Raw genomic sequence first — 12,890 nt, forward strand, 5'->3', positions numbered from 1 at the left:
TTGCCCCACCAACCTCAAAACGACTATCCTAAAAAAATGGGCGCTATTTCATTTATTAAAAAAAGGGAGTGGGCATGAAACGTTTACTATTATTTTTGTTCTGTTTTCAAGCATCGATTACGCTGTGGGCACCTCAAGCACAGTGCGCTGCCAGCAATCCACTTGCCGATCTTGCCGACGGCCTCACGGCGCTCAAAGGCAAGCTAGCCGAGTTGGCGAACAGTTTAGATTACATGACCAATAAAGGCTCTTTCAAAATACAAGCCGAAGCCTTTGCCCAAGCAGCTGCACTCTCTGCTCAGGCCGCTCGTGATTCAGCCACCAAAGCTGCCGAGTACGCGCTCAAAGATAGTAACGCATCTGAAGCAGCAGCTGCTGCCGATACGACCGCAACTCAAGCTGCCACTGAAGCCGCTCGCTCTCTTGCTCAAGTCGCGATTGCAGCCAATGCCAAGAATAAAACTGATGCCAATCTGGCGGTAGTTGAAGCAGAAAATGCGGCAAAGCAAACTGAAGAATTTGCTAAAAAAGCAAAGGATCATGAAAATGATGCAAATGAAATCGTAAACCCAGATGAGGTTATAAAAAAGGACTTAACCCCAGAAGCAATGAAAACATTCATTCAAGAAATTATCAAACCAGTCAATTGGTCCGACGCAATAGAAAAAGCATTTAAAGAGAAAACCCTTCAAAATTACTACAAATTAAAAAGTACCATCGATTATATAGAAAATAACGAGATCGCAATAAATACGGCAATCAAAGAAAGAACAGATAAAGATACAGATCAGGATAAAGTAGCACGCAGCCATTCGCTCGAGCAACTAATCACTAAAAACCTTAAAATAAATTTAAGAAAACAATTAAGAACAAATTTGATTAGCAAAACTGATATATTTCTAGAAGACGCCCTGAAAGCAGAGATAGAAAAAAATTTCATGAAGAATCTTTTGAATACAAGTACCATAGACCGAAGCAATGTAACAAACTGGTCAGCGCTATCCCCTAGAATATTTAAAGGTATAATGAAAAACGACAGACCAGTATTATTTAAAATATTTTATGAAAACCGATTAAGCCTAATGGTTGAAGTAATTCTCAACGGGCTCAAGCCGGGAGAAAACATCCAAGAAGATAAAGATCGAGTAAAAGGGACAACCAATGCACTTCTAAAATTTTTAAATGTTCTAAAAAATTATGAAGGATATGAAAATGCTACTATAAAAGTAACATCTCCTCACGCACAACCATCAAAATCTATTTTTGAAATTTTCTTCGATTCAATTAGAAACAAAGCAAAAAATATAAGCGATATAACAAATCCTGATTACATAATAGAAAAGGCAGATGTGCCTGAAAGCGTTGAAATTCCTCATTTTGAAAAAAATCAACATGAGTTTAGCCAACAAGTTGCAGCAATTGTTGCCTTCTTTAAAAAACATGGATTAGAAAATACTGATCTCACCAATCCGATCACCATCAATAATCAAACAATGAGCAGAGAAGATTTTTTCGATACCATTTTTGAACTATTTTTAAAACCAATACCAGAATTTAATAAAGGCACTCCTCGCGATCACTTCGAACAATTATTTTCTAACAACACTTTTGGCTTTCCTATCTCTAGACCATTTATCATAAAATCATCTGACTCTTATCCAACCGCTCAGTTGCCAATTACCGCAGAATCATGCCAATACCCATTTATTTTTGATCCAGTTAAAATGGCTATCCTAGCTCTTGAACCACTACCACCAACTCCTAATTCTGATAAAGAAAAGGCAATAGCAAAAAACGCGCTTGAGGAAAAAGGAATAAAATTTAATGAACAGCAATTTGAATTTGAATGGAAACAGGAATGGATAGATGGAGAAAGAAAGATAATTCCAAGTAACGCATGGTTAGAGAACTGGATTAGATGCGAAGAGGCAAGGGCCATCTATAATGAGGGAATAAAAAATTTACAAGGAATAGCAACCCCATTTACCACTATAAAAAATATATTCAAAGAAAACTGGCAACAAGACGCTGACGCCATAAATAAACCTGAGTGGATTCAAAATTGGGTAAACACAATAATTGAAACAATAGTGAATAACTATGTATCTAGTAAGATAAAAATTAATCATGCAGATGCAAAAAGTGCTTTACTTACAAGCTTCAGCAATCTAATGTCTAAAAAAGAAGAAGAGCAAAAACGAGTCGAACCAAACCTCCTTGAAGAGTTTACGATAGCTTGGAGGAAAGCCCCTGAAAAAGATGCAAAGTTTATAGACGAATGGATAAAACAAACAAACACGATGATAAAGTGCTGCAAACATGCAGAAACTATGTTTCTAAAAAAGAATATACCGTTTTCAGCCGATCTCACACAAAAATTCTACAGCGATTTCAAAGAGCAGTATCAAAAGCAATTTGAGCCCAATATCAGCAGCCAGAAAGCAGTCAATGGTCATGGCAACAGCAAGCAATCGTTTTTAGAGCAGCTGACAAAAAAAGCTAAACAGTTTATTGGTACTAAAAAACAAAATTCGCCTGATAAAAATTGGAATGATGATCAATGGATTCATTGGACAAACGAATGGATCAAAGAAACTGTAAGGAATGTTCAGCAAGCCCCAGGCCCTAGCAACGTCCATCAGAGCTCAATGCCCAAATCTGACGACTCTGACAAATTAAAGGCGGCAATAAAAAAAGCTGAACAAGAATTAAAAGAAAAATTCGACGAACGCCAATTTAGAATAGATTGGCAGAATGGTCCTAAAACAGATTCATGGCTCGATGATTGGATCCTTACCAACGTAAGCACAAACGAAGATGACTGGAGCTAGGTCTCTATAAAACTCAGGCCGTTTTAAGGGGGTAGGCTTTCGAAAGCCTACCCCCTCTTACATTTAATGTACTCGTTTTCTAGTTTACTCGACCCACGCGCACACGGTCCATGTCGTTCATCACAAAGTATTTCGCACACAAAGCGTTCAACTCATCACGGTCCATTGTTTGAACACGCTTGAGCGCTTTATCGTAATAATCAAAACCAAGATCAAATGCTTCAAGCGAGCCAAGCAACTCACCCACGGCCGCGTTGTTTGAAACGGCATCAATTAATGATTTCAAATACAATTGGCGGGCACCATCAATTTCTGCTTGCGTAACGCCATGATGGCCCATTTCTTCAATCAATGAACGAATGCCTTTTTCAGCAAATTCAAGCTTGTCTGGACTCAAAATGGCACCAACATAATCAAAGCCAGTATCTTTGCTCGCGTTAGAGGCCCAGCCGCCAAATGCGGTATAAAACAAGCCTGATTGCTCACGGAGTTTAAACAAGCGAGAACCGAGCGAATAAAAACCAATGTAGTTAAGCAGCTTGAGCGGAATAAGGTCTTGGTGATAAATGTTAATCGCGGAAGGTCTACCAAAAAGAAGCACCACTTGATCGCGCACCATGCTGATATCGGCAACATCGTTCGGCACGAAATCTTGCGTTGGACGCTCGACTTCAACTTGTTTACCGGCTGGCAATGTTTCAAACACGGCGCGAACAGTTGCTTCCATAGCATCCATTTCAAAGTCGCCCACAACCGTTAAAATCATATTGGCAGCTGAAACGTATTCGCTATGCAAGCGTACTACTTCTTTTGCTGAAAGAGTCTTGGCCATTTCAATCGCTTCATCAAAGCGCCAACCAAACGGATGATTTTTATAAATCATCGTTTTAAGTTCGCGAACACCACGATCGGTAATTTCATCTTTGCTGCGCAAGAATGCATCAACCGCAATATTTTTGAGTTTTTCAAGTGCTTCACTTGGAAACGTTGGCTGAGTCAACACATGCACAAAACGTTCAAAAATTTGGTCAGCATCAGCATTGAGCATCGAAAGCCCGGCACCAGTAGCACCAAAATTGTAGCCAACTCCGTGAAATTCAAAGAAATCGACGTTATCTTTTTTCGCAAAACCCTTACTCCCTTCCATCAACATTTCCATCATTAAATCAAGCACCACACCTTCGCGTGAATTTGAAAGATAGAAAAATTCTTTGAATTTGCAGTTCACACTCAACAGCGGCAAGTAATGATTTTGATGCAACAAAACCTTGAGGCCATTATTAAGCACAATCGTGCGATTCGGCTTTGGAAAGGTAAAATCTAACATATTTGGTTCAGCAAATGTTTCAGCTAATTTGGGCAGCTCAATCGGCAGTGTGCGCTGATATTTTGCCAACAACTCTGCGTCCTGCTGGTCAGATTCTTCCTTCGCGCGCTCGCTCAATTTTTTGCACGCTTCTGGCATTGGAATAACTTCAATTTGGTTAACCAAATTTGGATCTAAATGCTGCGCAATAAAATCTTGAACATCGCGTGATTCAATATCAACAAATTTATTTACACGTTTGAATACCGCCAACTCATCGCCCGTGGCAAAAAATGAAGTCAGCCATTCGTAGGTAAAGTTTTTAAATTGTTGCATGCGTTGGAAAAAGCGCTTTGCTTGCGTTTTAGTCACATGCTCAAGTTCTTTATCATTAAAACCATGATCAACCGCTTTCTTAAGCTCTTCACGCACAATGCGCAAACAATCTTCGCGCTTGCCGTTCACTGGCTCAAGCAAGATAACAAACACGCCTTCTTCCATATATTTTTCAGCATAAACGCCAATTGAGGAAGCAACTTTATGTTCGTCAACAAGCGAACGATGCAAACGACTTCCTTCTCCGCCACCCAGCAAGTACGATGCCATGGTCGACAAAATTTCATGCTGATCTTTCAGGCCGGGAATGCGCCAATAAAAACCAAGTTGCTCGGTTGCGATATCTTCAAACATGGTGGTGTGCTGCGTTACCAAATCGGTCGGTACGCGCGGAAATGCATGAATGTGCGCGGAGTGCTCTGCCGTCAAGGAGGCAAACTGTTCTTTAACTTCTTTAATTACTTCGTCTGAATCAACATCGCCAATCACAAACAATGTTGCACGATCGGGCGTGTAATATTTTTTGTAAAACGCCTTAAGTACATCTGACGACAAATTCATTAAATCATCTTTATAACCAATGATGGGATAATGATACGGATGGTTAGCAGGAAATAAAGCACTGCTAATTTTTTCAAACATCATTGACCAATAATCATCTTTGTACATCTTTAATTCTTGAACAACAGCTTTAAGCTCTGACGCAAGATGTTCATCTTCAAATCGGGCATTTTGCATGCAGTCTGCCAAAATACTAATGAACGGCTTCCAGTTATTTTTGTTCGATTCAAAATAATAACTCGTCACATCTTTTGAAGTAAACGCATTGTGTGATGCACCATATTTGCGCGCAATTTCATCGATATCAGATTCCGACATTTTATGCGTGCCTTTGAAAATCATATGCTCAATCAAATGCGCCAACCCGCGCTCGCCGCCCTCTTCAACATACGAACCAACGTTGTACGCAATTTGCATTAACACCTTTGGAATCGAATTATTTTTGAAAATGAGCAGGGTCATACCATTGTCAAGTGTGTGCTTAGTAACGCCATCAGTCGATATTAAAAAGTTGGGACGCGTTCTAAAAAATGACGGCGTCACACCACGCGAACGATAAATACGTACGAGCACAAAAACAACACCAGCAAGACAAACGAGCATAAACGCTAGCCCAACCAACATTTTATAACGTGCAAAAAATTCCATGAAACTCCTTGGTAACTTAGTTTTTTTTCTCATTTTTAAAGATCATGACAAAAGAACGAATCATGAGTATACTAAATTCATCAAATAAGATGCAAATGGTAGTTTTAAACCTTAACGGCTTTGCAAAAATCATGAAAATTCTCATCGTCCGCGTTTCTGCAATTGGTGACGTTGTTCACACCCTGCCCGCTTTTTTTCTTTTAAAAAACAGCTTACCCAAGGCACAAATCAGCTGGGTGGTACAACAAAAAGCGGCAAGCCTTTTAGTTGATCAACCTTTTTTAGATAAACTATGGATATTGCCTGATAAATTTTTAATGCCGCAGAATTGGAAAACTACCGAACGCATTGCGCGCGAAATGCACGCAACCCACTGGGACGCAATCATTGATTTTCAGGGCATTTTTAAAACAAGCGTTCTCATGTTGGGTCTCAACGGCACCAAATATGGTTTTGATTACAAAAATGCGCGCTGGGGCATGAGCTCTTTTTTAACACATAAACATACCTCACCAATTTACGATAATATTATTCAAAAAAATTTGGCACTCGCTTCTGACGTCATTACCAATTTGAACGGAGCAAAATCATGCCCAACCATTGACCAGTTACACAAGGAATGTTTTTTGGCTATTAAACCTGAACAACAAAAAGTTATTGAACAATGGCTCAATGAAAACGACATAAAAAAATATATTCTTTTAGCACCCAACACTACCTGGAAATCTAAACATTGGCCACTCGAGCAATGGCAAAAACTTCTTGAAATTTTTTCGCACGACTACCAGTCTATCTATCGCGATTATGCCATAATACTCTTGGGCAAAGATTTCGGTGATCAGGCAGAACTGCTGGCCACCTTTTGCAAAGAACGCAACTTAAATATTGTACTAGCACCAAAGTGGGACCTGATTACCACAAGCTACTTGATTGACAAGGCACAGCTTGTGATTGCTCCCGATACCGGCGTTTTGCACCTTGCCGACTTTTTTGGCACACGATCAATTGGCATCTTCGGACCCACCAACGCACAAAAGCACGGTTCATTTCTCATGAACCAAAATAAAAAAAATGTTATTCAAATTCCTTGTCAACATTTTTACCAGAAAACTCATGGGCTTGAACAAAAGAATAGCAATTTCACCAACTGCATGTATAAACTAACGCCTGACCAATTACTGGAACGTGTACACGCAAATCTTTAGCTCGTGTAACTCTTTTTGCAAAGGAATTAATAATGAAGCGCATAGTATCTTTATTTTTCTTTTTTGCCCTTGCATCATCTTCCTCGTTTTTACACACTTACTCAGCACCAGCAAGCAACACCACTCTTACAACCCTCAGCATGGAAGAAGCAATAGAAATTGCTCACAAAAACAAACCAAGCCTACAAGCTCTTGAGCAACGTGTTTATTTGAGCAAAGTTGAGGAACGCCAAGCATGGGCTGGCTATTATCCAACGGTAAACCTTATCAGCAACCTACGACAACAACGTGGACAAAGTGGCCCACAAGCATTAGCAACCTTGTCGGCAAATCAACTTATCTACGACTTTGCCGGACCACAAGCGCAAGCAAAGCGTGCACGAAAAAAAACTGAATCACAACGTTATTATACGCAACAACTTTACAACGACGTACGTCTCGACGTTGCTCGTACTTTTTTGCAATGTTGGCGTATTCAACAACAACGCGCAGCAATCCAAGCGCTAAATATATCTTCTCAAGAAATTTTTGACCAAGCTCGCCATGAAGAAAAACTTCATCTTCTTGATAAGAATGTTTTTTTACACAATGCAGAAACACATGCCACTGACCTTGCTACTGTTTATTCTTATCACCAAGATGTAGAAATTTTTCAACGCCGTTTAGAATTTTTGATGGGTCAGACAGTGAATTTGAATATTGTTCCTCACAAAAATTCCGAACTCCCCACCACCAAGCTTGTGTGGCAAAACGAACAAGAAATACAACTCTACGATATCAATCTCTACCACGCAATTGCGCTCAGCAACCATCCTGAAATTAAAGAGCAACAAAAAAATATCGAGGTTCATCACGAAAGTGAAAAAATTGCACTTAATCAACACCTGCCAAAATTTTCTGTTCATGCACTGGCTGGCGCTACCAACGTAGCAGAAACAGGCTACAGCAACTATCACAATTTTGGCATTGCCATGCACTGGGATATTTTCAACCTACCATACATCGATTATCAAGCAAAATTGGCACGCGTACAAAAACTTGAAGCAACGCTCATGAAACAAGAAATCGAAAATCGCGTACGCTCAGAAGTCGCAACGGCGTATTACTCACTCACTCAAGAAGTAAGCAAATTGCGAGCAGAGCGCTTTCACTACGCACGCGCTCATAACGAATTTACGCTAAAAAGCCAAGAATTGGCCACAGGGCTGATTTCGCCGGTTGACTTAATCGTTGCCCAGACGACCTGGAAAAACGCCCAAATAGCTCTAATTAACCAACAAGTTGCAACCGAAATTCGCCGACAAGAATTATTGCATAAATGTGGCTATTCTGAAAAAATAATAGTATAATATTTTCCACTAAAAAGCCTTGTCTTTACTCGATAGGCAGGCTTTTTTCTTGTATTTTTCCTATCGTTTTTTTAATTAATTTACAACAAACCACTGATATCATGGGGATGAGTAGGTATGTTTTTAGTTCTTTTTATGCAACTTTTATATGGTTGCACCCTTACCATCAGCAAAATTTTAATTGGTTTTGCTCATCCTATTTTTGTGATTGCTGTGCGCATGCTCATTGCCGGAGCTCTGTTAACAACCTATGCAACGTTTATCGGCCGCAAAAAGAAAGTGGCTATTGATGGGCTATCATTATTTTATATTGCACAAATTGGCGTCCTTGGTATCTACCTGCCCTACGTCCTGCGCTACGTAGCACTGGTCCACTTGCCCGTCATTAAAGCTGCTTTGATTTATAATTTGGCGCCTTTTATTTCCTACTTTTTCTCGTATATATTTTTTAATGAAAAAGCAAGTTCTCGCAAATGGTGCGGACTTTTTATTGGGCTCATTGCTATCATGCCAGTACTTATTGCGCGCAACCAAACAGAGCAGGCTGCCTTTGGTTTTATATCCTGGCCAGAGATTGCTATGCTGATTTCTGTATCGTGTTTTAGTTATTGCTGGGTAGTTATGAAAAAATTGGTCATGCACACCGAAATTCCCGCACCCCAATTTAATGGACTTAATATGCTAATTGGCGGAGCATGTGCTCTTGGAACAGCACAATTCATGCAAGTTCCAACACAGATCCATGAACCGACAAGCTTTTTTTTCTGGCTTGCTCTGGTAATTTTGATTACCAATTTCATTTGTTATAATTTATACGCACATTTACTTAAATCCTACTCAGCAACCTTGTTGTCAATTGCAGGCTTGCTGGCACCCGTTTCGGCCGCGGTAACTAGCTGGTTCTATTTTCATGAAGCAATCACGTGGGACGCCTATTTATCAGGCTTTTTAGTTTTGATTGGTTTCTTGGTCTTCTATTCCGAAGAGCTAAAAAATTCGCATGTTCATCCAAAAAAAGAAGACGAAGAAACCTCAAAATTGCAAGGAATATTGAAAGATTAATTTACACGCTTGGCAAAGTAATACCGCGTTGTTTCATGTATTTCCCTTTACGGTCAGCATACGAAACATCACATACTTGATCAGATTCAAAAAAGAGTACTTGCGCAATGCCTTCAAAAGCATAAATCATTGCTGGAAGTGGCGTGGTGTTGGAAATTTCTATCGTAACATGCCCTTCCCATTCAGGTTCAAAAGGCGTTACGTTCACAATAATGCCACAACGAGCATACGTCGATTTGCCCAAGCAAATGGTCAGAACATTGCGCGGAATTCTAAAATATTCAACGGTACGGGCCAACGCAAAAGAGTTAGGCGGGATGATACAAATATCGCGCTGAACTTCAACAAATGCATCTTCTCTAAAATTTTTTGGATCGATAATTGAATTATAAACATTGGTAAAAATTTTAAATTCGTCAGCAACACGCACATCGTAGCCATAGCTTGAAACGCCATAACTCACCACTTTTTTATCTGCCAACCCGCGCACTTGTGCTTCAGCAAACGGTTCAATCATCCCTTTTTCAAGGGCCATTTTTCTGATCCAACTATCTGGTTTGATACTCATCTTTTTTATTCCTTGCGCTTATATAAAACAAACTCAAATTCTGAAAAGTCTTTACGTTCTTTAACTACCCATTCATGCCAGTTTACTGGCGGAAAAAAAACATCGCCATCATAATCTTGTTTGATGTAGCTCACATACAACTCATCAGCACTGTGCAAAAATTGAGCATACGTATAAGCCCCGCCAATAACAAAAATATCTTTTCCATAAGCCTTTGCCATACTCAAAGCCTGCTCTGCAGAGGTACAAATCTGAACGCCATCAACGTTACGTTCTGCGATATCAAGTACAATGTTATGCCGATTTGGCAGCGGCCTTCCAATCGATTCAAAGGTCCTCATTCCCATAATCACGGTATGCCCTTGCGTCAGAAGCCTAAAATTTTTAAGCTCATCAGGAATATTCCAGGGCAGCTGGTTTCCTTTTCCGATAATGCCTTTCTTAGTCATTGCCGTAATAATTTTAATCATACGGCAATCTCAAATTTGATAGCAGGATAACTTGTATAATTCATAATGCGAGAGTCTTCAGCTTTCCAATCAAAAATTGAAGTGAAGGGTTCGGTTACCATGCAAGGCAGAGCGTGCTCAATCGGATTGCGCGCAAGCTGTTGCAAAGCTCCTTCAAGATGAGTAACGTAGATATGCACATCAGCCAGAAAACCAATAAGCTTTCCTTCTTGAAGACCAGCTTCTTTTGCAAGAAGATGCAAGAGCAAAGCATAGCTGGCTATATTAAAAGGCAACCCAAGCATAACATCTACCGACCGCTGATTCCAAAGTAAATTCAGCTTGCCATTGGTCACGGTAACTTGAAACGCATAATGACATGGTGGCAACGCCATATTCTCAAGAGCTGGCGGATTCCATGCGCAGACAATCATGCGTCGAGTGGGATTTGTTTTTAATGTCTGAACTAAGTTTTTCAGTTGATCAAACCCTTGTCCAGAATAGTCGGCGTCATACGACGTGTATTCAGCCCCGAAATGTCGCCACTGAAATCCATACACTGCACCAAGATCTCGTTCTTCAAGCATCCGCTGTTTTGCTTGCGAACTGTGGCCATAGGGCGCTTTTTTTGGATAAGCCCACTCATCCCAAATATGATTATTGCGATCTTGTAGCCATTTTTTATCAGTAATCCCTTTGATGAAAAATTCAAGTTCTGTTGCTACAAGGCGCATACCAACTTTTTTTGTTGTAAGCAAAGGAAAACCTCGTTGCATATCATGCTCAAACATACAACCGGTAACGGTCAATGCATCAATACCTGTTCTATTCGAAACCCGCACTCCCTGCTCAAGAATGTGTTGAACAATGCGATGATACGCTATCATTATGATCCTTTTTAAAATAATCTTTCGTTGCTTTAAGCACTTCACACCTTACCAAAAAACAATTTCCATTCAAGATCTTTCGTTCATTGATTTTAGCAAGAGGCCTTGTATACTTAACGAAAATATGAGTAGATAAAAGTTTAATTTTTGTTATCAGGAGGTACTATATGCATCATCTTACAACTAAAAAAATATCACTCGCTCTTTTTGGTATCCTGACATTTATAAGTACTTTTATAAAATTAAGTCCCGTGCTCGGCTCCTTCAAATTTTCATTAACAAGCGTTGGAATTATGTTGCCACTGATCGGCGGCTTTGCAAATCTACCAGCAGCATCATTGTTCATAGTAGCTTATGGCTTGTACCGAGTTTTGAGAGCGGTTGGCGCTGCAACTTTTGGCATTCCACTTTTTTTTGCAACGGCTAATTGGAACATTCAAACAGCAGCGCTCATTAATAATTCACGAAAAATAAATATTGCACGTTTTTTTATGAACGTTGTAGTTCCAATAATTTGCATGACACTTTTTGTGGCACATCCAGTTGGCGGACAAGCATTTGTATATGCAAGCTTTTGGCTTATTCCAATCTGTTTATACATTCTTCAGATGTTTAATTTTCATAACATTTTTAGTATCGCTCTTGGCAGTACCTTTATTGCGCACGGCATAGGAAGCGTTATGTGGATTTATATGGTACCCATGACAGCTGAACAATGGATTGCGCTCATGCCGCTTGCGTTAGCAGAACGCTTAACGATGGCCGCAGCCAGCTCTATTATTTTTATGGGCATACAAAAAACCAGTACTCGTTTGAATAATATCTGGTTAACAAGCAAAAAAACTGTTTAATTACCATCACGGCAACTTATCCAAAAGGAACATAATTATGAAAAAGAATATTGCTCAATTTTTGTGCGTGCTTGTTTTACAAACAACGCTATGCACAGCACAAGACTTCACAACAGAAGCAGCTCAATCATTACAAACACTTACTTCTAACAGCGATCTGCCATTGCATCTCGTCAATAAAATTAACAACGCTGCACTGTTTAAAGAAGAAGAACTTATTGCTTTAATGAGTGACGTTTTTACTTTTCTACCAAGCACCGATAAAAATATTCAAAAAATTCAAAGCATTCAACAATCACTAATTACCAAATTGCGTAACTACAAAGTGACCGGCGTTTCATTTGCCGTTGATCCAAATTTTGCTTTCTTTGTGGAAACACAAAATCCAGAATTTACCGTTCAATACAAAGACCAAGCTGGGAACGTGAAGATGCGCTCTTACAAAGCAAACATTAATACAATCGGCCTCAAACTTGAATTATCTCTTAAACTTGATTTGATCTTTTTTGTTAATACCGACATGAATTTTTTTGATTCAAACAAAGAAATTAAATTCGGCAACGGTATTGACGCTAACATAGCCATGTTTTTTGGCTGCGGCGTAACATACGCAAGCTTTGCCAATATGCCAGGCGGCATGCTCATTTTAAGCTTGCCACTCTTTTTAGCTGGCCCGAGCTTGAGCTTGGTAACAGGCGGCAGCTTAATTCCTGCATAATCACACACCATTGAGTAAATTTTTAAAGAGCTTGACATCAAAATCCAGCTCTTTTTTATGTATCAGAACAGCGCGACATATTTCAAATTGAAAATTAATAAACTGTTTGGCCGACACAC

General features: G+C 39.6%; 10 protein-coding genes. 6 read left to right on the forward strand and 4 right to left on the reverse strand.

Annotated elements, in window-relative coordinates; genetic code table 11:
- The first annotated feature begins 74 nt into the window (after positions 1-74).
- Positions 75-2,831: a hypothetical protein gene (locus IPF37_01130; protein ID QQR49433.1), complete on the forward strand. Its 2,757-nt coding sequence runs from the start codon at positions 75-77 to the stop codon at positions 2,829-2,831.
- Between the two features lie 79 nt (positions 2,832-2,910).
- Here the strand turns inward: IPF37_01130 and IPF37_01135 are convergent, their stop codons facing one another.
- The gene (locus IPF37_01135; protein QQR49434.1) at positions 2,911-5,682 is read right to left on the reverse strand and encodes an insulinase family protein; all 2,772 of its coding nucleotides are present in this window, start codon (positions 5,680-5,682) and stop codon (positions 2,911-2,913) included.
- A 131-nt stretch (positions 5,683-5,813) separates the two neighbouring features.
- On the opposite strand from IPF37_01135, the gene IPF37_01140 reads away from it, so the two are divergent.
- From IPF37_01140 to IPF37_01150, 3 genes are all read left to right on the forward strand, one after another.
- Complete coding sequence (locus IPF37_01140) at positions 5,814-6,887, forward strand: glycosyltransferase family 9 protein (GenBank protein ID QQR49435.1); 1,074 nt, start codon at positions 5,814-5,816, stop codon at positions 6,885-6,887.
- A gap of 32 nt (positions 6,888-6,919) precedes the next feature.
- The gene (locus tag IPF37_01145) at positions 6,920-8,236 is read left to right on the forward strand and encodes a TolC family protein (GenBank protein ID QQR49436.1); all 1,317 of its coding nucleotides are present in this window, start codon (positions 6,920-6,922) and stop codon (positions 8,234-8,236) included.
- 117 nt (positions 8,237-8,353) lie between these two features.
- Positions 8,354-9,298: an EamA family transporter gene (locus tag IPF37_01150; protein ID QQR49437.1), complete on the forward strand. Its 945-nt coding sequence runs from the start codon at positions 8,354-8,356 to the stop codon at positions 9,296-9,298.
- A gap of 1 nt (position 9,299) precedes the next feature.
- Here the strand turns inward: IPF37_01150 and IPF37_01155 are convergent, their stop codons facing one another.
- The 3 genes from IPF37_01155 to thyA are packed head-to-tail and all read right to left on the reverse strand — an operon-like array spanning position 9,300 to position 11,202.
- Complete coding sequence (locus tag IPF37_01155; GenBank protein ID QQR49438.1) at positions 9,300-9,866, reverse strand: dCTP deaminase; 567 nt, start codon at positions 9,864-9,866, stop codon at positions 9,300-9,302.
- Between the two features lie 5 nt (positions 9,867-9,871).
- Positions 9,872-10,336 carry a dihydrofolate reductase gene (locus tag IPF37_01160; protein ID QQR49439.1) on the reverse strand — a complete coding sequence of 155 codons (465 nt, stop codon included), beginning with the start codon at positions 10,334-10,336 and terminating at the stop codon, positions 9,872-9,874.
- Positions 10,333-11,202: a thymidylate synthase gene (thyA, locus tag IPF37_01165; GenBank protein QQR49440.1), complete on the reverse strand. Its 870-nt coding sequence runs from the start codon at positions 11,200-11,202 to the stop codon at positions 10,333-10,335. The genes IPF37_01160 and thyA overlap by 4 nt, the downstream gene beginning before the upstream one ends.
- Positions 11,203-11,369: 167 nt before the next feature.
- On the opposite strand from thyA, the gene IPF37_01170 reads away from it, so the two are divergent.
- On the forward strand, positions 11,370-12,053 hold the full coding sequence (locus IPF37_01170) for a hypothetical protein (GenBank protein QQR49441.1): 684 nt from the start codon (positions 11,370-11,372) through the stop codon (positions 12,051-12,053).
- A 37-nt stretch (positions 12,054-12,090) separates the two neighbouring features.
- On the forward strand, positions 12,091-12,771 hold the full coding sequence (locus tag IPF37_01175; protein QQR49442.1) for a hypothetical protein: 681 nt from the start codon (positions 12,091-12,093) through the stop codon (positions 12,769-12,771).
- Positions 12,772-12,890 lie beyond the last annotated feature (119 nt).

Source organism: bacterium (assembly GCA_016699045.1).
Taxonomy (GTDB): Bacteria; Babelota; Babeliae; order Babelales; family RVW-14; genus AaIE-18.